The 23,633-nt window shown below is 70.1% G+C and carries 21 protein-coding genes; 6 read left to right on the forward strand and 15 right to left on the reverse strand.

Annotated features, from left to right (window positions below):
• Nucleotides 1-12 precede the first annotated feature (12 nt).
• On the reverse strand, nucleotides 13-978 hold the full coding sequence (locus ADE01S_RS14195; protein WP_062682346.1) for a Bug family tripartite tricarboxylate transporter substrate binding protein: 966 nt from the start codon (nucleotides 976-978) through the stop codon (nucleotides 13-15).
• Nucleotides 975-3,155, reverse strand: coding sequence for an acetate--CoA ligase family protein (locus ADE01S_RS14200; protein WP_062682347.1), 2,181 nt, complete (start codon nucleotides 3,153-3,155; stop codon nucleotides 975-977). Before ADE01S_RS14200 ends, ADE01S_RS14195 begins: the two co-directional genes overlap by 4 nt.
• A gap of 100 nt (nucleotides 3,156-3,255) precedes the next feature.
• Here ADE01S_RS14200 and ADE01S_RS14205 point away from each other — a divergent pair, with 100 nt between their 5' ends.
• From ADE01S_RS14205 to ADE01S_RS14215, 3 genes are all read left to right on the forward strand, one after another.
• The gene (locus tag ADE01S_RS14205) at nucleotides 3,256-4,149 is read left to right on the forward strand and encodes a LysR family transcriptional regulator (protein ID WP_062682348.1); all 894 of its coding nucleotides are present in this window, start codon (nucleotides 3,256-3,258) and stop codon (nucleotides 4,147-4,149) included.
• A 115-nt stretch (nucleotides 4,150-4,264) separates the two neighbouring features.
• Nucleotides 4,265-4,750 carry a GlcG/HbpS family heme-binding protein gene (locus ADE01S_RS14210; RefSeq protein WP_062682349.1) on the forward strand — a complete coding sequence of 162 codons (486 nt, stop codon included), beginning with the start codon at nucleotides 4,265-4,267 and terminating at the stop codon, nucleotides 4,748-4,750.
• 67 nt (nucleotides 4,751-4,817) lie between these two features.
• Nucleotides 4,818-6,218 (forward strand): hypothetical protein, encoded by a 1,401-nt coding sequence (locus ADE01S_RS14215; protein WP_062682350.1) that lies wholly within the window; start codon nucleotides 4,818-4,820, stop codon nucleotides 6,216-6,218.
• On the opposite strand, the gene ADE01S_RS14220 is transcribed toward ADE01S_RS14215, so the two are convergent.
• From ADE01S_RS14220 to ADE01S_RS14280, 13 genes are all read right to left on the reverse strand, one after another.
• Entirely contained in the window at nucleotides 6,215-8,422 is a 2,208-nt protein-coding gene (locus tag ADE01S_RS14220) for a rhodanese-like domain-containing protein (RefSeq protein ID WP_062682351.1), read from the reverse strand. The two genes, ADE01S_RS14215 and ADE01S_RS14220, sit on opposite strands and share 4 nt — an antisense overlap.
• Before the next feature lie 105 nt (nucleotides 8,423-8,527).
• On the reverse strand, nucleotides 8,528-9,454 hold the full coding sequence (locus ADE01S_RS14225; protein WP_062682352.1) for a CysB family HTH-type transcriptional regulator: 927 nt from the start codon (nucleotides 9,452-9,454) through the stop codon (nucleotides 8,528-8,530).
• Between the two features lie 8 nt (nucleotides 9,455-9,462).
• Nucleotides 9,463-9,810: a VOC family protein gene (locus tag ADE01S_RS14230; RefSeq protein ID WP_062682353.1), complete on the reverse strand. Its 348-nt coding sequence runs from the start codon at nucleotides 9,808-9,810 to the stop codon at nucleotides 9,463-9,465.
• Between the two features lie 121 nt (nucleotides 9,811-9,931).
• The gene (gene metC / locus ADE01S_RS14235) at nucleotides 9,932-11,149 is read right to left on the reverse strand and encodes a cystathionine beta-lyase (RefSeq protein ID WP_062682354.1); all 1,218 of its coding nucleotides are present in this window, start codon (nucleotides 11,147-11,149) and stop codon (nucleotides 9,932-9,934) included.
• Nucleotides 11,146-11,775, reverse strand: a complete 630-nt coding sequence (locus ADE01S_RS14240; protein WP_062682355.1) for a cysteine dioxygenase family protein — start codon at nucleotides 11,773-11,775, stop codon at nucleotides 11,146-11,148. The genes metC and ADE01S_RS14240 overlap by 4 nt, the downstream gene beginning before the upstream one ends.
• A gap of 17 nt (nucleotides 11,776-11,792) precedes the next feature.
• Entirely contained in the window at nucleotides 11,793-12,665 is an 873-nt protein-coding gene (locus tag ADE01S_RS14245; RefSeq protein ID WP_062682356.1) for an amino acid ABC transporter ATP-binding protein, read from the reverse strand.
• On the reverse strand, nucleotides 12,652-13,470 hold the full coding sequence (locus ADE01S_RS14250) for an amino acid ABC transporter permease (RefSeq protein WP_062682357.1): 819 nt from the start codon (nucleotides 13,468-13,470) through the stop codon (nucleotides 12,652-12,654). The genes ADE01S_RS14245 and ADE01S_RS14250 overlap by 14 nt, the downstream gene beginning before the upstream one ends.
• Nucleotides 13,460-14,197 carry an amino acid ABC transporter permease gene (locus ADE01S_RS14255; RefSeq protein WP_062682358.1) on the reverse strand — a complete coding sequence of 246 codons (738 nt, stop codon included), beginning with the start codon at nucleotides 14,195-14,197 and terminating at the stop codon, nucleotides 13,460-13,462. The genes ADE01S_RS14250 and ADE01S_RS14255 overlap by 11 nt, the downstream gene beginning before the upstream one ends.
• Nucleotides 14,194-15,453, reverse strand: coding sequence for a pyridoxal phosphate-dependent aminotransferase (locus ADE01S_RS14260; RefSeq protein WP_062682448.1), 1,260 nt, complete (start codon nucleotides 15,451-15,453; stop codon nucleotides 14,194-14,196). The genes ADE01S_RS14255 and ADE01S_RS14260 overlap by 4 nt, the downstream gene beginning before the upstream one ends.
• Before the next feature lie 59 nt (nucleotides 15,454-15,512).
• Nucleotides 15,513-16,385 carry a transporter substrate-binding domain-containing protein gene (locus tag ADE01S_RS14265; protein WP_062682359.1) on the reverse strand — a complete coding sequence of 291 codons (873 nt, stop codon included), beginning with the start codon at nucleotides 16,383-16,385 and terminating at the stop codon, nucleotides 15,513-15,515.
• Nucleotides 16,386-16,416: 31 nt separating this feature from the next.
• Entirely contained in the window at nucleotides 16,417-17,253 is an 837-nt protein-coding gene (locus ADE01S_RS14270) for a transporter substrate-binding domain-containing protein (RefSeq protein ID WP_062682360.1), read from the reverse strand.
• Between the two features lie 172 nt (nucleotides 17,254-17,425).
• Nucleotides 17,426-18,448, reverse strand: a complete 1,023-nt coding sequence (locus tag ADE01S_RS14275) for a Bug family tripartite tricarboxylate transporter substrate binding protein (protein WP_062682361.1) — start codon at nucleotides 18,446-18,448, stop codon at nucleotides 17,426-17,428.
• Nucleotides 18,445-19,374 carry a TauD/TfdA dioxygenase family protein gene (locus tag ADE01S_RS14280; RefSeq protein ID WP_062682362.1) on the reverse strand — a complete coding sequence of 310 codons (930 nt, stop codon included), beginning with the start codon at nucleotides 19,372-19,374 and terminating at the stop codon, nucleotides 18,445-18,447. Before ADE01S_RS14280 ends, ADE01S_RS14275 begins: the two co-directional genes overlap by 4 nt.
• 204 nt (nucleotides 19,375-19,578) lie before the next feature.
• Here ADE01S_RS14280 and ADE01S_RS14285 point away from each other — a divergent pair, with 204 nt between their 5' ends.
• The 3 genes from ADE01S_RS14285 to ADE01S_RS14295 all read left to right on the forward strand — a co-directional run bounded on the left by ADE01S_RS14285 (nucleotide 19,579) and on the right by ADE01S_RS14295 (nucleotide 23,623).
• Entirely contained in the window at nucleotides 19,579-20,091 is a 513-nt protein-coding gene (locus tag ADE01S_RS14285; RefSeq protein ID WP_062682363.1) for an RNA polymerase sigma factor, read from the forward strand.
• Between the two features lie 4 nt (nucleotides 20,092-20,095).
• Nucleotides 20,096-21,010: a FecR family protein gene (locus ADE01S_RS14290; protein WP_062682364.1), complete on the forward strand. Its 915-nt coding sequence runs from the start codon at nucleotides 20,096-20,098 to the stop codon at nucleotides 21,008-21,010.
• A 144-nt stretch (nucleotides 21,011-21,154) separates the two neighbouring features.
• Nucleotides 21,155-23,623, forward strand: a complete 2,469-nt coding sequence (locus ADE01S_RS14295; RefSeq protein ID WP_062682365.1) for a TonB-dependent siderophore receptor — start codon at nucleotides 21,155-21,157, stop codon at nucleotides 23,621-23,623.
• The last annotated feature ends 10 nt before the right edge of the window (nucleotides 23,624-23,633 follow it).

The raw sequence follows: 23,633 nt of genomic DNA on the forward strand, positions 1-23,633 counted from the left end.
TCAGGCTAGCGCTTAAAGTTTGATGTCCTGCTCGCGGATGATCTTCTCGAATCCCTCGCGGTCTTCCGCGATGAACCGGTCGATCTCCGCCTGCGTCTTGTTCTTGAAGACGACGAGGCCCTGTTCGGTCAGCGTCTTGTTCAGGTCGGGGTCCAGCGCCGCCTTGTCGATGGCGGCCTTCAGCGCCTCCTGGATGTCCGGCGGCGTGCCCGCCCTCACGGCGAAGCCGTACCAGACCGAGCCCTTGAACCCCGGCGAGGTCTCCGCGGCGGTGGGAATGTCCGGCATGACTTCCAGCCGCTGCTCGGACGTAACGGCCAGCGCGCGGACCTTGCCCGCCCGGATGGACGGCAGCGAACCGCTGAAGGCGTCGATGCCCACCTGGACCTCGCCGCCCATCACCGCCATCAACGCCGGCGCGCCGCCCGAATAGGCAATGGGCTCCATGCCGAAGTCCAGCGCCTTCTTCAGCTTCTCCACCGTCAGCGACAGCGGCCCGGTCGCGCTGGCCGAGGAATAGTTCAGCTTGCCGGGATGCTGCTGGCCGTAGCGCTGCAATTCACTCAGCGTCTTGAACGGCATATTGTTGTTGGCCAGCACCACCAGCGGCGCCTCGACGTTGATGCTGATGGTCTTCAGGTCCTTATCGGCGTCGTAGGGCAGCTTCTGGTAGATCAAGGGGTTGAGCACCACGTTGGTGTTGGTCACCATCAGCAGCTTGTAGCCGTCGGGCTTGTCCTTGACCACCAGGTCGGTGCCGATGACGGTGTTGCCGCCCGGCTTGTTCACCACCACCACGGGCGTGCTCAGCGTCTCCGAGATGGACTTGGCGAAGCGGCGCGCCATCTGGTCGGCGGCGCCGCCGCCGGCGTACGGCACGATCAGCTGGATGGGCTGCTCCGGATAGGCGGCGTTCGCGGCGGCGCCCAGCGTTCCCAGCGACAGCAAGGCCGCCAGGGCGAGTTTGAGGGTTGTCATGCGCTTGTCTCCTTCGGGGTATCGCGGGTCGCTCCCGCGTCTTGTTTTTTGATGATCAGCGCGTCGACGGCCACGACGCGCCCGGCCCCGCAGATCACGGGGTTGATGTCCAGCTCCGACAGGTCGGCCTGGTGGTCGGCGATGAACCGCGAAATGCGGCTGATCAGTCCGGCCAGGGCGTCCAGGTCGACGGCCTCGGCGCCCCGGTAGCCGTCGAACAGCGCGGCGCCCTTGAGCGATCCGAGCATGTCGCGCGCCTGCGCCGGCGAGACCGGCGCCGGCGCGATCGCCGGATCCTTGATGATTTCCACCAGCACGCCGCCGTGGCCGACGACGATGAAGGGGCCGAACTCCGGGTCCATCCTCGCGCCGACGATCAGCTCCACGCCGGCGCCGACCATCTCCTGCACCAGCAGGCCATGGATGCGCGGCGGCGGCGAGATCATCGCGGCATTGGCCATGATCTCGTCGTAGGCCTGCCGCAGGCCGGCCTCGTCCTGGATGTCCAGGCGCACGACGCCGGCCTCGGTCTTGTGCAGCACGTCCGGCGACTCCAGCTTGAGCGCCAGCGGAAAGCCGATCGCGCGCGCGCTCTCCAGCGCGGCGGGCCAGCCGTCCACCCGCGCCTCCCGGTTGACGGCCACGCCGTATTGCGCGAGGAGCGCCTTGGATTCCCTCTCGGTCAGCACCGGCGGCCCGTCGACGTCCCGCAGCGCCAGGCCGACCCGCGCTCGCGCGGCCGGATCGGCGGCGGCCGCCACGGTTTCGGGCGCGTGGCGCAGGCGCGCGCGCCGCTGCCATTGCGCCAGCGCGTAGAAGCAGGTGTCCATCGAATGGAACACGGCCACGCGCGGGTCGCGCTCGAACTCGCGCGAACCGGGGCCGTTCTGCCAGGCGCTCAGCCAGACCGCGCACACGGGCTTGCCGTGGCCGGCCTGGATGTCGCTGTAGAGCTTGAGCCGCGGCGTGAACGCGTCGCCCGCGACCGTCTGCGCCACCACCAGCGCGCCGTAGGCCGGATCCCGCGCCATGGCCTGCAGGCAGGCTTGCAGGGAATCCGGATTGTTCACCACCTCCGCGGTCACGTCGCAGGGATTGCTGGCCGAGCCGAAATCCGGGATGTTCGCCTTCAGCACCGCGCGCGTCCCGGGCGCGGGCGGCGGCAGCGGCACGCCATGGCATTCCGCCTTGTCGACCGCCATGATGCCGGCGCCGCCCGAGGCCGCCACGATGGCGGCCCCCGGCGCCAGCGGCTCGGGCGCCTTGGCGAAGAATGCCGCCACTTCCAGCAGCGATTCGAAGCGGTCCACGAACACGACGCCGTGGCGGGCCAGCGCCGCGCGATACAGTTCTTCCGCTCCCGCCAGCGCGCCGGTATGCGATAGCGCGGCGCGCGCGCCCTGCTCCCCGGTGGCCAGCTTGCACAGGATCAGCGGCTTGTTGCGCCGGAAAGCCAGTTCGGCCGCCTTCACCAGCCGCCCCGGGCGGGCCATGCCTTCGAACACGCAGGCGATCGCCCGGCATTCCTCGACGCCGGACAGATACTCGATCATGTCCGCCGCGTCGACGTCGACGCCGTTGCCGAAGGTCAGGATGTGGCTGAACGAGACGCCGCGCTCCACCGCCTGCGACAGCGACAGCGCCAGCGCGCCCGACTGGCTGATCAGCCCGATGGCGGGGGTGCCGGGCTCGCAGGCGGGCGGAAACTGCTGGAACGACTGCACCGCGCCGCAGCCGTAGTTCACCAGCCCCATGCAGTTGGGGCCCAGGATCCGCAGGCCGGAGGCGCGCGCCAGCGACGCGAGCCGCGCCTGGGCGTCGATGTCGGCCTGCCGGCCGGTCTCGGCATAGCCGGACGCATAGATCACCACGCCGCCCACGCCCAGCGCCGCGCACTCCGCCACGGCGGCCTCGACCAGAGGATTCGGCCAGGCGACGATCACGGCATCGGGCACCGCGGGCAGCGCCGACAGCGAGGCATGGCAAGGCCGGCCGCCGATCTCGGCGTACTTGGCGTTGACCAGATAGAGCTCGCCCCGGTAGCCCTGGAGATTGGCGAGGGTCCGGGCGGCGAACGAACCGGCGCGCGGCGTGGCGCCGAGCAGCGCGATGCGCTTGGGGTTGAACACGCGGCCGAGGTTGTCGGCCTTGATCTGATCGGGTTGGGGCTGATTCATTGCCAGGCACTGTGCGCTACACGGAAGAGCCCAGATTCTAGGAAGCGCACCTAAATATTTCTAATATAAAATTTATCTTCATTTATTTATGAAATAAATCGTGGACATCCGACACCTGCGCCACTTCCTCGCCCTGGCCGAGACCCTGCACTTCGGCCGGGCGGCGGAACTGCTGCACATCACGCAGCCGCCGCTGTCCATCTCCATCCGCAACCTGGAAGACGAACTGGGCGCGCCGCTGTTCGCGCGCCATACCCGCAAGATCGAGCTGACCGAGCTGGGCAAGGCACTGCTGGGCCCGGCCCGGCGCGCCGTCCAGGCGCTGGAGGAAGTCGCCCACGTATCCCAGGCGGTCGCCATGGGCGAAACCGGCACGCTGACGCTGAGCTTCCCCAACGGCGCCGCCCACCGCCTGCTGCCTCGCGTGCTGCCGCGCTTCTGCGACCGCTACCCGCGCGTCGAGGTCCGGCTGCAAGAGGCCACGTCGGCCGAATCCATCAGCCTGCTGGACAGCCGCGCCGTGGATATCGGCATCGTCTACCATCCGCTGTCCAGCGTCCGCCCCTATGTCCGCATCCCGTCCGAAGACGACGAGCTGGTCGCCGTGCTGCCGCCGGGCCACGTCCTGACCAGGAAACGGACGCTGAAGCTGGAAGACCTGAAGGACCACGCCTTCATCGCCTTCACGCAGACCCGCACCCCCACCTTGCAGGCCGTCGTCGCCCTGGCCTGCCAGCGCGCCGGATTCTCGCCCCGCGTCATGCACCACGCGCAACGCGTCGAAACCATCATCAGCCTGGTGCGCAGCGGCGTCGGCGTCTCGCTGGTGCCGCGCGTCTGCGCCGCCACCTACGCCCACGTGATCGCCCTGCGGCCGATCTCGAACCACCAGGAAAACCTGAAGATCGGGCTGGCCGTCATGGTGCAGCCGGACGCCGCCAACAGCATCGTGTCGAACTTCCTGCACCTGCTGGACCTGGAAACGCCGGCCTGAGCGCCCCCGCCTCCGTAGCCCTACGGAGCCCACAGCGTAGCCGACCGAATACCGCCGATCGGCCCCGGTCCTTAATCTGTCTGCTCCTGTTATCGATCCCTGAAAGGACCCAGACATGTCGCCCAAACTCCTCGCCTCCGCCGTCCTCTTCGCCTGCGCCGGCGCCGCCAACGCCGCCGTGCTGACCGAAAGCAATCTGTCCATGGCCGATGCGCAGAAGCTGGCCGCGGCCACCGTCGCCGCCTGCCAGGCCAAGGGCTACAACGTCAGCGCCTCGGTCGTGGACCGCGCCGGCCTGCTCAAGGCCTTCGCCCGCGCCGACAACGCCGGCCCCCACACCATCGAGGCCAGCCGCGCCAAGGCGTTCACCGCCGTCTCGGCCAAGACCCCCACGCTGACCATGATGGAAAACGCCCAGAAGAACCCCGGCGCGGCCAACCTGACCGATATCCCCGGCTTCCTGCTGCTGGGCGGCGGCGTGCCGATCAAGGCCGGTTCCAACGTGATCGGCGCCATCGGCGTGGCCGGCGCGCCGGGCGGCAACCTGGACGCGCAATGCGCCGACGCCGTGCTGGAAGAGAACGCCGCGCTGTTCAAGTAAGCCGCGGCCGGGGCGGCGGGCCGGCGCCGTTGCGGCGCCGCGCACAACGCGGTAGGCTTGGGCCGCCATGCCCCTGCCGCCGCCCCATCCCCTGCTGGACGCCACGCTGCGCGCCGTCGCCCGCCGCTATCGCGTGCCGGCCCTTTCCGAATTCCCCAGCGACGACGCGATGCCCGCGACGGCGCTTGCGGTTCGCATCGAACAGGCCCGCGCCAGCCTGGCCGCCGGCACCGCGCCCGCGCCCTCGGTCAGGGTTGCCTTTCTTGGGGCGCTGGCTCGGCTGATCCGCGATGCCATGCGCCCCGACGAAGGCGATCCCGTGTTCCAGGCCATGTCGATGCGCCACCGCAATGCCCGGGTGCGCGAATACGCCTCGCTGTCGGCCGGCGCCGCCCAGGACCGCCGCGAAGTCCTGGCCGCCGCCAACACCATCGCGCATCCGGCCAAGGTGGAGCGCATGGCCCCCGGGCCTGCGCGGGACGCCCTGACCGCCCTGCGCGCGGCAGCGGTGGAGGCGCGCTGGGCGGCGCTGGCCGAGGCCGCCAACGCGCTGCGAGAGTCGGCCGCCTTGCGGGAAGACGCCGCGGCGGCCGCGCTGGAACGCCTGCTCGCCAGCCCGGCGCTCGCGCGACTGCATCGCCTGGCCTCGCTGGAGCGCGACGAAGACGCCCGCCGGTATCGGACATTGTGGGAACAACAGGGCCCGCGCCCCGGCAGCGCCACGGCCGCCACGCAGGGCAACGCCTCGCGGGCGCGCGGCGACGCCGTCGAAGCGCTGGCCTTGCAGGCGCTGGAAGCTTTGGCCCGCGGGCTCAATGCCGCGGAAACCGGCGCGGCCTATCGCGCCGTCTCTTCGATGCGCGTGCCCGCCGCCTTTCCCGCCAGCGCCGCGCGCGCCAAGAGCGAATGGGACGCCGCCTTGCTGCGGCGTTCCGCGAACGACGGCGCGGCGCCGGCCTGGGATCTCTGCCTGTTGCTGGAAGCCAAGGCCTCGGCGGACGCCGCGGCCACGGATTTCCCCCGCCTCCTGCGCGGGCTCCGCCTGCTGGCCGAGGCCGACGCCCAGGCCGACTACGTCTTCAGTACCCGGCAGGGAGCCTTCCCCTTGCGCGGCGCCTCGCTGCGCGCCCTGCCCACCGAAGGCCCCGCGCTGGAGCGGGCGGTGCTGTATTTCTGCGACGGCCCCGCCGACGCGATGCCGCGCCTGCTCAGCGCCGCCAGCCGCATGCAGCTGCTGTCCGCCCCGGCCAGCCTGGAATACGCCAGCCGGCTGGCACAGGGCCAGGATCCGGCGCCCGACGCGCTGGAGCCGGTCTGGCGCCAGCTGCTGGAATCGCCGCAATGGACGGGCGTGCTGCGGCAGTACCCCATGCTGTGCGAAGCGCGCGCGCTGATGGTACATGCCGATGACCTGATGGCCGCCATCGCGGACGCGGCCCCCGCCGGCGCCGGCCGCGCAGGGCGCTAAGCCTGGGCGATGAGGCGGATGTCCTCGCTGCCCTCGCGCTCCAGCTGCGCGACCAGCCCCAGCTCCCAGTCCAGATACTCGCGGAAGCCCTGGTCGCGGGCGGCGAGATCCTCGAACAGGTAGGGGCTGATGCTCTGGTCGTCGTCCCCGGTCAGCACGCCTTGCGCGCCGGTCGCCAGCGGCAATCCCTGCGCCGCCCAGGCCCGCGTGCCGCCCAGCAGGTAGCGCACCGGCCGCCCGGTCCGCCAGGCCAGTTCCGCGGCCACCGCGCCCGCCAGCACGCCGTCCGACGAGGTCAGCACGATGACGCGCGCCGTGTCGGCGGGCAGGAATTCGGCCAGGCGGTCCGGCGCCGCGAAACGCGCGCCGGGCACGTGGCCGCGCTCGTAGGCGCCGCGCGATTCCACGTCGAACACATCGGCCGCCTGCGCGTCCAGCGCGATCCGCAACGCCTCGGCGCGCAATGCGCCGGCCTCGGGGCGGTGCCGGAGCACGCGGCGCGGCTCGGGCCCGGTCTGGCGCGGCGCCAGCGCCGGCGGCTGGTACAGATAGACTTCGACCGCGCCCAGCTGCGCCAGCCAGGCGCCGGTGGTCAAGGCGCGCACGCCGTCCCAGTCCGCCAGCACCACGCGGGCCCGGCGCGTCGCCAGGTATTCGTCCGTGGCCTGCACCAGCTGTCCGCCGGGGGCCCAGCGCCAGCCTTCCAGATGGCCGGCTTCGTATTCCTCGCGGGTGCGCACGTCGAACCGGTAGAGCGTGCGGGCATCCTGTTCGGCCTCGAACGCCCGCAGCGTGGCGGCGTCGATGTAGCCGATGCCCGCGCGCTCGGCCACGTTGCGGGCCTGCGCGCGCGCGGCTTCCAGGGATTGCGCGTCCGGTTCCGGCAAGGCCGCCTGCCGGCCATAGGCCAGCTCGCGGCCGGACAGCAGCCATTCCATGGTGCCGTTGCGCAGCGAGGCCACGCGGTTGGGGATGCCGGCGTCGATCAGGGTCTGCGCGCCGACGATGCTGCGCGTGCGGCCGGCGCAATTCACCACCACGAAGGTGTCGGGATCGGGCGCCAGCTCGCGGATGCGGTAGACCAGCTCCGCGCCCGGCAGGCTGTGCGAGAACGGCAGCGTGAAGTTGTGGAATTCCTCGGGCGTGCGGCTGTCGACCACCACGATGTCGTCGCCGCGCGCGACGCGCTCATGCAGCTCGTCCACGTCGATCCAGGGCGTGTGCTTCTCGTGCTCGATCACTTCGCCGAAGGCCTTGCTGGGCACGTTGGTGCCGGAGAACAGTTCGCGGCCTTCGCGCTCCCAGCCATCGGTGCCGCCCGCGAGCACGGCGATATCGGTCCATCCCAGGCGCGCCAGCTTGGCCGCGGCCTGGTGGGCCAGCGTCTCGTCGTCGTCCACCAGCACGATGCGGGTGCCGCGGCGCGGCACCAGGCGGTCGGCCAGCAGCTCCAGGCGCCACAGCGGCGCGGGCGCGGCATGCAGCAGATGGCGGCGCGCATAGCGGCCGGCCTCGCGCACGTCCAGCACGGCGATCTCGGCCTCGCCGCGCAATTCGTCCTGCAGGGCCTGCGGCGAAACGCGGGCGTGGAAGATCGCCGCGGGCGGCGAGAAAGTGCGGTACGAGCCGCCCTGGGCGCTTTCGAATACGACGCGCCCCGGCAGGCGGTCCAGCGCCAGGCCGTAGAAATGCAGGTGCGCGCCCGGCTCGTCGCCCACCAGTTCGATGGTGTGGACGTCGTCCGGCCCCAGGACGATCGATTGGCCCGGGCCCACGTCCACGCGGCGCGCGTGCGCCAGGGTGTCGCGGGCGGGATCGGCGCTCTTGCGGCGCGCATAGACCTCGTTGCGCTCCACGCCGGCCACGCCGGCGATGATGGCCCAGGTCGTGTGGTCGTGCGGCGGCTGGGCCTTGCCCGGTTCGCCCAGCGACAGGTAGAGCGCATAGCCCCCGTCCGCGTCCTCCGCCAGCCGGTAGATGGACGCCGGGCGGCCCGGCACCACGCTGAAGGCCTCCGGCGGGAACAGGTCGCGGCGGCGGCCCAGCGCCTCCAGGCGCTCGGCCACCTGCCGCAGCTGGTCCGGCGTCGCGCGGGCGCTGTCCGGCGCCAGCCGCTTCGCCTCGGCGATGAAGGCGAGCACGGCCTGGGCGCGCTCGGTATGCTTGCTTGCGGCCGGGGCGGCCGCCGGGGAGTGTGTGCTCATGGGATGACCCGTCATTCCTTGGATGAAGAACGGGTCAGACTACGTCCCGCCGGCCCCGCCGGACAACGTAGAAATGCGTCTAAGGATATGCGCTGGGCGCCGCGCTCAGGCCGCGCCCTTCAACTCGCGCTCGACGACGTCGCGCGTCAAGGTGGGGACGAACAGCTCGATGAAGTGATAGGCATAGCCGCGCAACCAGGCGCCGCGCCGGATCGCCAGCCGCGTCAGGTTGATCTCGAACAGATGGCGGGCGTCGATGGCGCGCAGGCGCGTGTCGCGCTCGGGATCCCAGGCCACGGCGGCCACGATGCCCACGCCCAGTTCCAGCTCCACGTAGGTCTTGATCACATCCGCGTCCATCGCGGTCATGACGATGTCGGGCGTGATGCCCGCGCGCGCGAAAGCTTCGTCGATATGCGCCCGCCCGGTGTAGCCCCGCCCGTAGGTGATGATGGGATGGCGCGACAGTTGCGAGAGCGTGACGGCGTCCTGGCGCTCCAGCGGATGACCTTGCGGCACGATGATGCTGTGGCTCCAGCGGTAGCACGGCAGGTTGACTAGCCCCGGATAGTCGGCCACGGCCTCGGTGGCCACGCCGATGTCGGCCTCGCCCTCCAGCAGCATTTCCGACACCTGCTTGGGCGAGCCCTGGTGCAGGTGCAGCACCACGTCGGGATAGCGCTGGCGGAACTCCTTGATGACCGGCGGCAAGGCATAGCGCGCCTGCGAGTGCGTGGCGGCGATCGACAGCACGCCGGTCCGGCTGTCCGCGTACTCCGCGCCCGCGTGGCGGATGTTGTCGGCGCACTGCAGGATCTGCTCGACCAGCGGCAGGATCAGTTCGCCGGGCGGGGTCAGGCCGATGAGCCGCTTGCCCGAACGCACGAAGATGTCCACGCCCACCTCCTCCTCCAGCTCCCGGATCTGGCGGCTGACGCCGGGCTGCGAGGTATGCAGGCTTTCGGACACGTCGGTGAGGTTGAAGTCCTGGCGCACGGCTTCGCGCACGGAGCGCAATTGCTGGAAGTTCATCGCGCGCCTCAGCCCATGAAGGCCAGCTGGTTGCCGGACGGGTCTTTCACGTACATGACGCGGGGCAAGGCCTGGGGCGGCGAACAGACGGGATGATGGCCCGCCCGCGTCAACCGCGCGAGGATATCGTCGTAGGCGCGGGTCCGGATCGCGAGGTAGTCGGGCCTGACGGCCCGGCTGAGCTCGTCCACGGGCGACAGCGACAAGGTCGCTTCGCCCAGCGCGAAGCGCAGCCGCTGGCCGTCCGCGCACGCAACCTCGTCCAGCCCGACGATGAGGTGATAGAACTCGCGCATGGCGTCCAGCCGACGCGCGAGGAATGGAAGCTGCACCGAATCGATCGAAAGAGAAGACATGCCCTGCCGCCTACATGGAACAGGGCTGATTCTAGTGCCGTCGGGCATGCCGGGACAAAGAGGATGAAGTTGCTTCTACATAGCCGGAAACCCTAAAGAAAAACGCTCATTTGCATATGCCTCAGGCGCTGCGGCGCAAGGCGTCGCGGGTCGCGCCGAAAGCGCGTTCGAGGTCCTCGATCAGATCGAGCGGGCTCTCCAGGCCGATATGCAGGCGCACCACCGATTGCCGCGCATGGCCGCCCTCTCGCCAGGCGCCATGCTCGGCCAGCCGCTCGGGCGCCGCTTCCAGCGCCAGGCTTTCATAGCCGCCCCAGGACGCGCCGATCGAGAAGTAGCGCAGCGCGTCGATGAAATGAGAGGCCGCGGCCGGCTCCGGATGGCGGAAGGCGAACGACACCAACCCGCTCGCGCCGCTGTAGTCGCGCCGCCACAGTTCATGGCCGGGGTCTTGCGCGAGCGCCGGGTAATACACGCTCGCCACGTCCGGCTGGCCGGCGAGGTATTCGGCCACCCCCAGCGCATTCTCGTGATGGCGCGCCAGCCGCACGTCCAGCGTGCGCAGGCCGCGCAAGGTCAGGTAGGCGTCGTCGGCCCCGACCGCCAGCCCCAGGGCATCCGCGGTGGCGCCGAGCTGCCGGGCCAGATCCGGCCCGTCCACCGTCACCACGCCCATCATCACGTCCGAATGCCCGGCCAGGTACTTGGTCGCCGCCTGGAGCGAAATATGCGCGCCCAGCGCCAGCGGCTGGTAGTAGAGGCCCCCGCTCCAGGTGTTGTCGGCCGCCACCAGCACGCCGTGGCGACGGGCCACGGCCGCCAGCGCCGGCAGGTCCAGCACCTCGTACAGCAGCGAACTGGGCGATTCCAGGTACAGCAGCCGCGTGTTCGGCCGGATCAGCGGCTCCAGCGCGTCGCGCGCGGCGGAGAAGTACTCCACCTCGATGCCGTAGCGCTGCAGGAGCGCGCGGTCGACCTTGCGCACCGGCGAATACACGCCGTCGGAGACCAGGGCGTGGTCGCCCGGCGCCAACGTGGCCAGCAGCACCAGCACGATGGCCGACAGCCCCGAAGGGGCCAGCAGGCTGCGGTAGCCCCCTTCCAGCGACGCCACCGCCTCCTCCAGCGCCTGGTGCGTGTCCAACCCGTGCCGGCCATAGGTGGCCACGCGCTCGCCGGCGGCGCGTTGCCCCGCCAGGGCCGCCTGCGTGGCGGTGTCGGCGAAGCGCACGGTGCTGGTGCGCACCACCGGCACGTTCACCGGCCCGGCGCCCTGCGTCAGCTCGGGCGAGCCGGCGTGCACCAGCCGGGTCTGGATGCGGGCCTGGGCGGCGGTCATGCTCGCACCTCCTGGCCCGGCTTCATCTGCGTGGCGTTGTAGTTCACGATCTCGCCCGTGGCGAGGTCGATGCCGATCCGGCCCGACAGCGTTTCCAGCGGCTGCCCATAGAGGTGGAAGTGCAACGTGGGCGCGGCGCCCGTGACGTGGATGCTGTGGATGTCGTCCGGCAGGAACGAGACCGACTGGCCCGGCCGCACCACCACTTCGCGCACCTGCTCCAGCGTCGCCCGGCCGGCCCGCGGACCGTCGTCGCTGCGGCGGTACACGCGGTTCAGTTCCTCGCCCGACAGCGCCACGATGCATGCCCAGGTCGTGTGGTCGTGCGGCAAGGTGGTCTTGCCCGGGTTGATGGAGTTCAGGTAGAGCGCCGGCGCGTCCGGCGCGTCGTCCGGGTTCAGCCGGTAGCGCGTGGACGCGCCCACGCCCTGCCCCGCGGCCGGCGGCGGGAAGTCCGCTACCGGGAAGAGCTCGCGCCGCTGCGCCAGCTGTTCGAGCCGGGCCGTGATCGCGGCCAGCTGCTCGCGCGTCACCGCGCCCGCGGGCGGCAGCAGGGATTCGATATCGGACAGGGCCGCCTGCACCTGCTGGCGGCGTTCGGCGGCAATCGCGGATTCTTGGGTCATGGAGGGCTCCTTGGGATTCACACTGCGAGGCGCAGCGGGTCGATGCGCAAATAGTTCTGGATGGGATCGGACGCGGCCTTGCGCGCGGCGGGCGCGCCGGACGAGCGTTGCAGGAAGGCGCGCGTGCGCCCGCTGGCCGGCGCGCCGAACAGCCGCGACGGCGGGCCGGATTCGACGATGCGCCCGGCTTCGGTGAAGTACACCGTGTCGCTCACCTCTTCGGCGAAGCGCATCTCGTGCGTGACCAGCATGCAGGTCAGGCCGTCCTGCACCAGGTCGCGGATCACGGTCAGCACTTCGCCGACCATCTCCGGATCCAGCGCCGAAGTCACTTCGTCGAACAGGATCAGTTCGGGCTGCAACGCCAGCGCGCGCGCGATCGCGACGCGCTGCTGCTGCCCGCCCGAGAGTTCGCCGGGATAGGCGTTCTCCTTGTGCTCCATGCGCACCTTGGCCAGCAGCTCGCGGGCCCGCGCCTGCGCCTGCGCCCTCGGCTCGCCGCCGACCTTGACCGGCGAGATCACCAGGTTCTGCAGCACGCTCAGGTGCGGGAACAGGTTGTATTGCTGGAACACGAAACCCACCCGCCGGCGCAATCGGATCAGTTCGGCTTCCGTCCGCAGTTCGTCCACCCGCAGGCCGTCGACCTCGATCTCTCCGCGCTGCGGACGCAGCAGGCCGGTAACGCAGCGCAGGATGGTGGACTTGCCCGAGCCCGACGGCCCGATGATGGACACGGCCTGGCCGCGCCGGACTTCGACGTCGATGCCCTTGAGCACCTCGGTGTGGCCGAAGGCCAGGTGCACGTCGCGCAGGCTGACCAGGGGCGCGGGTTGCGGCGCGGAGGCCGCCGGCGAGGCGGCGCGCGCCTCGAAATCAATGATGCTCATGGCGTCGTTCCAGATACCGCGTCCAGCGCGCGATGGGATAGCAATAGGCGAAGAAAAGCGCCAACAGGGTGAAATACACGAGGATGGTGAAGTCGCTGCGGGCCACGGTGTTGCTTGCCACGGTGGCCGTGTCGACCAGGTCGTGCACGCCCACCAGCGAGGCCAGCGAAGTGCTCATGGTGATGCTGGCGTACAGGTTCATCCACGAGGGCAGCATCCGACGCACGCATTGCGGCAGCACGATCATGCGGAAGATCTGCGCGCGCCGGAACGCCAGCGACTGGGCGGCCTCCCATTGCGCGCTCGGGATGGACTGGATCGCCCCGCGGAAGATCTCGGCCACGTTGGCGCTGGCCGGCAGGCCCAGGCCGATCACGACCTTGATCCAGTCCGGAAACGGCACGCTCCACCCCCCTACGCTCAGCTCGAACGGGAATACGTAGGTCGTGAAGTACACCAGCACCAGGATGGGCGCGTTGCGAAACAGCAGCACGTAGGCCCGCGTCAGCCGCCGCAGCAGCGCGGACGGCGACAGCGACAAGGCGCCGACCGCCAGGCCCACGACCGTGCCCAGCGCCATGGCCAGCACGCTGATCTGGATATTGACCCCCAGCCCGCGCAGCAGCGCGGGCGACCAGTGCCACAGCGCCCGCACGGCCGCCGGCGTGGTGTCGGTGGCGGCCCAGGCCAGGGCCAGCGCGGCAAGCGCCAGCAGCAGGACGAACCAAGGGTCGCGCAGCAGCGCCGACGGCCCGCCTCGGGCGGCTTGGCCGCGCGCCGCGTTCAATGCAAGATCATTGGCCATAGCCGGGCATCCTCAAGCGTTCTTCCAGCCAGCGCCCGCCCACGCTGACCAGCCAGGTCAGCAGGCCGAAATACAGCAGGATCAGGAGCAGCAGTTCCAGCACATTGTCCCGGTGCGACCAGATCATGATGGACTCGTAGGTCACGTCGCCCACGGCGATGGCCGAGGCGATGGCCGTCATCTTCACCAGGTCCACCAGGTTGTTGACCAGGGCCGGCAGCGCGAAGCGCAGCGCCAGCGGCAACTGCACCTGGACCAGGATCTGGCCGCGCGAAAACGCCAGCGACCGCGCCGCTTCCAGCGTCACCGCCGGCACCGCCTGGATGCCGGCGCGCAGGGCCTCGGCATGGAACACGCCCTTGTGCAGCGCCACCACGATCACCACCCAGGCGAACGGCGTGATCGGATTGCCGCCGCCCAGCTTCTGCGTGATCAGCATGTTCAACACCAGGAAGGCGCAATACAGCTGCACCAGCGTGGGCGTGTTGCGCGTGACTTCCACGAAGGCCTGCAGCGGCCCGGCCAGCCAGGCGCGGCCGCTGGTGAGGCCGGCGGCGATCAGCACGCCGAACAGCAGGCTGACGGGAATGGTCCAGGCGCAAAGCTGCAAGGTCACCAGCAGCCCGTGGCCGAAGGCGGCCAGTTCGCCCGCATCCAGCACGAAGCCGTAGTTCAGGCCCAGCGGCTTGAAGAATGCCACCCAGGCGCGCAATGCCGGCTCGATCATGCGGCCTCCTCCCGCCGCCGGGCGTCGGACCCGGCCGGCGCCAGCGCCGCGACCGCGCGCCCGATGCGCGCAATGGCGGCCTCGATGTCGGCGTCCGATGCCGCGAACGACAGCCGCAGGTAGGGCGACAGGCCGTAGGCCGCGCCCCGCACCACGGCCACGCCCTCGGCCTCCAGCAGCCAGTCGGCCAGGTCGCCATCGTCCGCGATCCGCCGTCCGTCGGGACGCGCGGCGCCGATCAGGTCCTCTACGCCGATCCAGGCGAAGAACGCGCCTTGCGGCGCATGCACCCTCAGGCCCGCAATCGCGCCCAGCCCTTCGACCACCCGCTGCGCCCGCCGCGCATACGCCAGGCGGGCGGTCTCGACAAAGCCGTCCGCCGCGCCCTCCAGCGCCGCGAGCGCCGCTGCCTGGCCCACCGAACTGGGGCCCGAGGACACTTGCGACTGCACCGCTTCCAGCGCGTGGACGAGCGGCTTCGGCCCGACGCCCCAGCCGATCCGCCAGCCGGTCATGGCATAGGCCTTGGACACGCCATTGACCGCCAGCACGCGGTGGGCCAGGTCCGGCGCCGCGCGCAACAGGTGCGCCGGCGACTGCTCGAACCAGATTTCCTCGTACATCTCGTCCCACAGCACCAGCACCCGCGGCGCCTCGCGCAGCACCGCGGCCAGCGCCGCCAGCTCATCGGCGCCGTAGACCGCGCCCGAGGGATTGGCGGGCGAATTCAGGATCAGCCATTTCGTGCGCGGCGTGATCGCCTCGCGCAGCGCGCGCGGCGTCAGCTTGAACCCTTCCCCCGCCCGCGTCTCTACGATGACCGGGGTTCCGCCATTGATCCGGACCGCGTCGGGAAAGGTCGGCCAGTACGGCGCCGGCACGATCACTTCGTCGCCCTCGTCCAGCGTGGCATTGAGCGCCAGGTAGATCACCTGCTTGCCGCCGTTGGACACGATGACGTTGGACGCATCCGCGTCCAGGCCATGGCGCCGGCCATAGCCTTGCGCCACGGCGCGGCGCAGCGCCGCCGTGCCCGCGGTGGGCGTGTACTTGGTCTGGCCCCGTTCCAGCGCCGCGCCCGCGGCGTCCTTGATGGGCGACGGGGTATCGAAATCGGGTTCGCCCGAAGTCAGCGTCACGATGGAGCGGCCTTCGGCCGCCAGCCGCGCCGCGCGCGCGCCGGCGGCGGCGATGGGCGACAGTTCGGCGCCGCGGGCCCGGCGCGATAGGACGCCGGGAAACAGGGATGCAGTCATGGTGAGCCTTGCGGATTCGTCGGTTGCGGGCACGTCGGGCCGGGTGGCGCCGCCGTCGGTCATGGGCGGGCGGCGGCCTCGGGCGGCGCGCTTTCGTAGCGGCCTTCCCGCGCGGCCGCGCTCGCTTCTTTCAGGTAATCGGCCGGCACGCCGAAGCGTTCCGCTTCCCGCAGCAGCAGCCCGGTCTTGAGCCAGTCGCGGATCGCGCCGTCCACGAAGGCGCGCGTCTCGGCTTCCCCGCGCCGCGTCCAGATGACGGTGGGCGACGGGATCAGCTGGTCGGCCGTGGCCAGCTCGAAGCCGCTCCACTGCCCGCCGTTGGGTCCGTGCAGCGTTTCGTACAACGCCGGCTGGATATGCACCGACGCGTCGCAGCTGCCTCCTTTCAGCGCCAGCAGCGACTCGGGGATGTTGCGCAGGCCCTTGACCACCGCGCCGTAGGTCTCCTGCAGCGGCTTGGCGAAGTTGCTGCCCTGGGACACGCAGGCCACCTTGCCCTTCAGGTCCTCCCAGCGCTTGATGCCGCTCTGTTTGGACACCATGGCCGCGCCGCCGACCAGGTTGTAGGGCGTGGGCGCGTAGCTGAGGATCTCGCTGCGTTCCTGCGTCCATTGGATGTTCGCGATCAGCAGGTCGACCTTGCCCGCCTGCAGGAACTGCACGCGCGTCGCGGCGGTGACCGGCACGGTCTCCAGCGACACGCCCAATCGCCGGGCGAGGTCCGCGCCCAGTTCGGTCTGGAAGCCGCCCACCTTGCCGGTGGCCGGATCCAGCAGCCCGAAAGGCGGGCTCGCGCCATCGATCCCGATGGCGATCCGGCCGCGCTGCTTGATCCGGTCCAGCGTGGCGTCCGCGTGCGCGGCGCCAGCCGCCAGGGCCGTCGCCGCGGCCAGCGCCAGCGCGAGGGCCGGCTTGATGCGTGATTGCTTCATCTGCGTTCTTCCGTCGGGGTCCCGGGCGCGCTCAGCTGCCCTGCTTGTACTTGGCGTGCAACGCTTCGAGCAGCGGCTGCGGCGGCTCGATGCCCAGGCGCTTTTCGGTGGCGATCAGCCAGCCGCTGCGGTGCCAGTCCTGCACCACCTTGTCCACGGCCGCGATGGTGTCGGCCTCGCCCTTGCGGGTCCAGACGACGGAATTGGCCGGCAGCACTTCGGTGGCGATGGGCGCGTGGTAATCCGCCCATTCCGGGTTGTTGCGCAGCAAGGGATGGATCAGCGTGGAGTCGTGCACGGCCGCCACGCACTGGCCGCCGCGCAGGGCCAGCAGCGAGTCCGACGAACTCTTGTAGCCCTTGACCTGCGCGCCGTAGTCGGCCGACAAGGGGCGCGCGAAACTACTGCCCTGCGAGACGCACACCGGCTTGCCGCGCAGGTCCTCCCACTTGGCGATGCCGCTGTTCTTCAGCGTGGCCGCGGCGCCGCCGACGCGGAAGAACGGCGTGGGCGCGTAGCCCAGGATCTCGGCGCGTTCCGGGTTCAGTTCCATGGACGCGATCAGCAGGTCCACCTTGCCCGAAATGAGGAACTGCGTGCGCGTGGCGGTCTGGACCTGCACCAGTTCCGCCTTCACCCCCAGGCCCTTGGCCAGTTCGCGCGCCAGCTCGGGGTTCCAGCCCACCAGCTGCTGCGTGGCCGGATCCAGCGAACCGAATACGCCGCCGTTGGCCAGCACGCCGATGGTGATCGTGCCGCGTTCCTTGACCTTGTCCAGGGTCGCGTCGGCGTGGGCCGCGCCGGCCGCGGCGGCCAGCGCCAGGGAGATTGCGATCCGGGCCGCGCCCGGTGACTTGCGGATAGCCATGAGATTGTGTCGTGTGCAATGAACGGACCTCCATGCTGCTTGCCGCAAGACCGCAAGGCAAAGAAGCGTTTCAGATATCAATATGAGGCTGCCGCCGCCACGTCTTCCCTAGCCGCGAACGACGAAGGGCGCGGCAAGCGCCGCGCCCTTCGATGCCGCCCTCGCCCCGCGGCTATTTCAGTTTCACGTCCGCCGACACGATCACGCGGCGATACGCCGCGATGTCGTCGCGCACCGTCTGGTCCACCGCCTCCGGCGAACTGGCGGCGATGGTGAAGCCCAGGTTCTCCAGTAGCGCGGACGTCTCAGGTTCGCGCAGCACGGCCACCACGTCGCGGTGGATGCGGTCCACCACCGCGCGCGGCGTGGAGGCCGGCACGGAGAATCCCTGCCAGCTTTCCACCGAGTAGTCCGCCAATCCCGACTCCTGGATCGTGGGCACGTCCGGCAGCGCCTTGGAGCGGTATGGCGTGGTGACGGCAAGCGCCACCAGCTTGCCGCTGCGCACGTTCTCCGTGGCCGCGGCCAGCGTGATGAGCATGGCGTCCACGTGGCCGCCCAGCACGTCCAGCGTGGCCGGCCCGCCGCCGGGGTATGGGATCTGGTTGGTCTTGGCGCCGATGCGTTCGTTCAGCAGCTCCACCGCCAGATGCTGCAGGCTGCCCGTGCCGCCCGGCAAGGCCATCGAGATCTCGCCCGGCCGGCGCCGCACCAGTTCCACGAACTCCTGGAAGGTCCGCACGCCCAGGCCCGGGCGCACCACCAGCAACTGCGGATTGACGACCGCCTTGGTCACGCCGCGCAGATCGCGCAGGGGATCGTAGGACAGCTTGCCCGGCTGCAAGGCATTGAGCGACAGCGCGTCGCCGCCCAGCAGCAAGGTATAGCCGTCGCCGCGCGCATGGGCCACCGCGGCGTTGCCGATGGCGCTGCTGGCGCCGGGCTGGTTCTCGACCACCACGCTCTGGTTCCACTTCTCGCCCAGCTTCTGCGCCACGGTGCGCGCCAGCTTGTCGGCGCTGCCGCCGGCCGATACCGGCACCACGATCTTGACCGGCCGGTTCGGATAGCGGTTGGCGTCCTCGCCGGGCACCGGCGCCGACCCCGCGAAATTGCTCAGCAGCCCCGCGCCCAGGATCACGCCGGCCACGAGCCCCAGGCCCCCGCGGACCACGGATTTGCGCTTGAGGTTCATGCCGCGGCTCCCGTATCCACGCCGAAGGCGCTGAACGGCTTGCCCAGCACCGCATTGGACCGCCGCCCGTCCACGCCCTCCGGCACCTCGCCTTCCAGCGTGATGCGGTACAGCACCCGCTCGACGTCCAGGTAGGCGAAGTCGCCCGGCCCCTGGTGCGCCGTGGCGCGGTTGTCCCAGAACGCGATGCTGCCCGGTTGCCAGCGAAAGCGCGCCGTGTACTCGGGACGCGTGATCTCCTCGAAGAACAGGTTCAGCAGGTGGCGGCTTTCCTCCTCGCTCACGTCCTTGATCCTGCGCGTGAAGCCGGGGTTCACGAACAGCACGCGCTCGCCCGTCTCCGGCAGCACCCGCACCACCGGATGCTCGGACACCAGCGGGCTGGCCTGCACCCGCTGCGCGTACAGCGTCTGGTTGTCCAGGTCGCCGTTGTAGCCGCCGAACTGGTGCCGCGCCCACAGTCCGTCGGCCAGCGCCTTCACCGCGGGCGACAGGTTCTGGTAGGCCGCCGCGAGGTTGGTGAACACGGTGTCGCCGCCATACTCGGGCACCTGCGCGCCGGCGCGCAGGATCGAGCCCGCCGGCGGATTGACCACGCCGGTGACGTCGGTGTGCCAGCGCTCGCCGCGCCGGCCGACGGTGGACTTCGAGGAGATCGTGCGGATCTGCGGATAGCCCTCGGGCGGATTGGCGTCATATGGATGGGCCGAAGTCGGTCGCCCGAAATGCCGCGCGAACGCCAGGTGCTGCGCATGGTCGATGTGCTGGTCGCGGAAGAACACCACCTTCCAGCGTTGCAGCGCCTCCTTGATCTGCTCCACCTCGTGCTGCGCCAGCGGCTGCCGCAGATCCACGCCGTGGATCTCCGCGCCGGTGAAGACCGAAAGCGGCCGGACTTCCAGCCGCGTGCTTTCCAGTGTCGTCATTTGCTGCCCCTATCGATGTCGGTGAAAACAGGATAGGGGCGCGCAACAGGCCCAACAAATACCGATACGCAATGTGAAAATGCCCGGCGATGCGCGCGATCGGGCCACAAACCGGGCGTGAAGGAAGAACCTCGGTATAATTGAGAACCATTGTCAATCGTATTTGGTACACCCTCACCCCGGGCCAGCCCCGCCGCGTCTTTCATGAATGTGCCTGCCGGCGATATCGCCACCCTCTACCAAGCCGAAGTCAGGCGCCTGCGCGCGTTCGTGCGCCGCATCGTCGGCAATCACGGCGCGGCCGAGGACGTGGTGCAACAGGCCTTCGTGAACCTGTTGCGCAGGGGAGGCGACGGCGCCCAGGTGAACGCGGGCTACGTCAAGCAGGCCGCGCACAACCTGGCGCTGAACCATCTGCGCGACGCGCAGCGCCGCGCGGACGTCGAACTGGCGGGGCTGGAGGTCGAACAGATCGCCGACTCCCGGCCCACGCCCGAGACGATCGTGATGTACCGGCGCGAACTGCAGCGTCTGCTCGAAGCGATCGCGGCCCTGCCCGAACGCCGCCGGCAGGCCTTCGTGCTCAAGCGCATCGAAGGCTTGTCCTATGACGAAATCGCCGAGCGCATGGGCACCAGCCGCAACACCGTGATCTCGCAAGTCGTGGCCGCCATGGCGCAGTTGGACGCCTTGCTGGATTCCCCACCCGCCGCCTGAGCCCATGTCCCATCCCGCCCAAGACCCGGTCTATCTCGCCGCGCTGGAATGGCTGGCGCGTCTGAACGACGAGGATGCCGCCGAGCAGGACCGCCGCGCGTTCGCGCGCTGGCTGGACGAAGATCCGGCCCATCCCGCCGCCTATGCGCGCGCACAGGCGCTGTGGAACCGTTTCGAATTGGTGCGTCCCGCCGCCCAACGCATGCAGCGCCGTCGCGCGGTGCTGGGCGCGCTGGCCGCAGTGGCGGCCGTGCCCGCGCTCTACGTCCTGTCGCGCCAGCACTTCCTGGCGGACTATCGCAGCGGCGTGGGCGAACGCCGCCGCGTCGTGCTTGCCGACGGCAGCGCCGTCGAGCTGGGCAGCGACTCGGCGCTGTCGGTCAGTTTCGACGCCGGACGCCGCCACGTGACCCTGCATCGCGGCCAGGCCTATTTCCAGGTGGCGGCCGACGCCGCCCGCCGGTTTTCCGTGCAGGCGGGCGACGGCGTCACCACGGCGCTGGGCACCCAGTTCGACGTCAAGCTGCTGGACGGCATCGTCACCGTCTCCGTGACCGAACATGCAGTGGCCGTGCGGCCGCGCCCCGGCGCCGCGGCCGTCACCGTTGCCGCCGGCTGGCAGATGCAATACGGCGAATCGGGCGGCGCGGCGCCCGTCCGGTTCGACCAGGCCGCCGCGCTGGCCTGGCGGCAGGACCGGCTGGTGTTCAACGACGTTCCGTTGGCCGCCGTCCTGTCCGAACTGCAACGCTATCAGCGCGGCCCGATCTTCCTGATGGATGCCGGCGTGGGCGCCCTGCCCGTCACGGCGGCGTTCCATGTCTCGGATCCGCAGGAAGCCTTGCGCGGCCTGGCGGAGACCTTCCCCATCCGCCTGCGCGTCGTGGCCGGATACGCCACGCTGGTCTACGCCCGTTAGCTACGCCCGCCAGTCGACAAGTTACCTTTAGTTACCATCTTTCCGCCGCGTTCGATCATTGGTTCCGCGCCGCCGGGTGTTTGACAAAGAGAGGACGCGCCAGGCGCCCTCGCGACACCGAACCACGAACAAGGGCAACCGCACATGCCGGCCGCACACCAACCCTATCCTCTTCGCCATTCCGGCGCGCGCACGCGCTTCGGCCGCCATCGCCCCAGCCTGCTGGCCGCGGCGCTCCTCGCCGTGACCGCCTGGGGCGGCGCCCCGTCCGCCGCGCACGCCCAGGCAGCCGCCGCCAGCGCGGCCGCGGCGCGGCAGAGTTTCGATATTCCGAGCCAGCCGCTGGCCAGCGCCCTGCTTTCGTACACCGAGGCGACCGGCGTGCAACTGGTGATGAGCGGCGACATTGCGCGCGGCAAGACCGCGCCGGCCCTGCGCGGCAGCTACACGCGCGACGAAGCCGTGGCGCGCCTGCTGGCGGGTTCCGGACTGGGCTACCGCCGCAGCGGCAATACGCTGATCGTGTCGCCGCTGCCCGCGGAGGCCTCCGGGGCCGCCACGCTGGACCCCATCAAGGTCCAGGGCGCGTTCGAAACCGCCGGCTACGTGGCCGACACGTCCGCCGCCGGTACCAAGACCGACGCCCTGCTGCTGGAAACGCCGCAATCCATTTCGGTGGTCACGCGCCGGCAGATGGACGACCAGGCCGCGCAGAACGTGCGGCAGGCCTTGCGCTATACCCCCGGGCTCACGGCGGAGTATCGCGGCGCGGGCGGTTCGCGCTACGACACCGTGATCTATCGTGGCTTCGGCGGCGGCATCAATTACGACTATTCATACCAGGACGGCATGCGCCTGCTGGGCGCCAACTACGCCATCCCGCAGATCGACACCTACAACCTGGAACGCATCGAAGTGCTGCGCGGCCCCTCTTCGGTGCTGTACGGCCAGGGCACGCCCGGCGGCCTGGTCAACCTGGTCAGCAAGAAGCCAACGGCGACGCCCCTGCACGAGATCGAGCTGCAGGCGGGCAGCCACAGCTTCGGCCAGGTCGGCTTCGACTTCGGCGGCCCCGTGGACGAGGCCGGCAAGGTGCTCTACCGCCTGACCGGCGTGGCCCACACGGGCAAGACGCAGATCGACTACCAGAAGGACGAGCGCGTAGCGATCGCGCCCGCCGTCACCTTCCGGCCCAATGCCGACACCTCGCTGACGATACTGGCGCAGTACCAGCACGATCCCTATGGCGGCTACTACGGCTTCCTGCCCGCCGTCGGCACGGTCGAGGACTTGCCCGGCGGCGGCCGCATCGGCCGCAGTTTCTTCGACGGCTCGCCCCGCTTCGACGAATTCAAGCGCACCCAGACCGCCGTCGGCTACCTGCTGGACCATCGGATCGACGACGTCTGGTCGGTGCAGTCCAACTTCCGCTACATGCAGACGGACGTGGACTACAAAAGCGTCTATACCACCGGCCTGAACGCGGCCAACCCGGCCAATCCGCTGCTGATGCGCCGCGCCATCGTCAACTACGCGAACATGGACGCCATTACGGCGGATAACCATGCGCAGGCCAAGTTCAACACGGGCGCGGTCGCGCACACGGCGCTCTTCGGCATCGACTACCAGCGCCTGAGCTACCGCGAAGAACAGGGCATGGGCGCCGCGCCGTCGCTGTCGATCAACCAGCCCGACTACTCCGCGCCGATCGACACGCCCGCCATCACGTCGCGCAGCAAGCAGACCCTGGACCAGATCGGCCTGTATGCGCAGGACCAGTTGAAGATCGGCCAATGGACGGTGCTGGGCGGCATCCGCCAGGACTGGGCCGGCAACGACCGCCGCGAACGCATCGGCGGCACCTCCACCGACCAGTCCGACCGCGCCTTCACGTGGCGCCTGGGCACGGTCTATGAATTCGAGAACGGCGTGGCGCCCTACCTGAGCTATTCGCGCTCGTTCCAGCCGGTCGCCGACGCCGACGCCGACGGCAATCCGTTCAAGCCGACCAAAGGCGAGCAGTACGAAGCCGGCGTGAAATACCAGCCCCCCGGCCAGGACGCGTTCATCACGGCGGCGGTCTACCAGTTGACGCAGACCAACGTGCTGACCACGGATCCGGCCAACACCAACTACAGCATCCAGACGGGCGAAGTTCGTTCGCGAGGCCTGGAGCTCGAAGGCAAGGCCGCGCTCACGCGCAACCTCGACCTGCTGGCGTCCTATACCTACATGGACAACGTCAACACCCGCAGCACCACCGCGCAGGACAAACATCCGACGTACGTGCCGCGCCACACCGCCAACGCCTGGGCCAACTACACGTTCCGCGCCGGCGCGCTGGCCGGGCTCAGCCTGGGCGGCGGCGTGCGCTACGTGGGCGGCAGCTACGCCAACGCGGACAACACGATGAAGGTGTCCTCGTTCACCGTGGTCGACGCCGCGCTGCGCTATGACCTGGGCCAGAGCATCCCGTCGCTCAAGGGGCTGACCGCCGCCATCAACGCCAGCAACCTGTTCGACCGGGAGTACGTGTCCGCCTGCGCCACGGCGACCAAGTGCTTCTACGGCGCGGGCCGCACCGTGATCGGCACCCTGACCTACCGCTGGTAGCGCAACCCGT

It is taken from the genome of Achromobacter denitrificans NBRC 15125, from assembly GCF_001571365.1.
GTDB lineage: Bacteria > Pseudomonadota > Gammaproteobacteria > Burkholderiales > Burkholderiaceae_B > Achromobacter > Achromobacter denitrificans.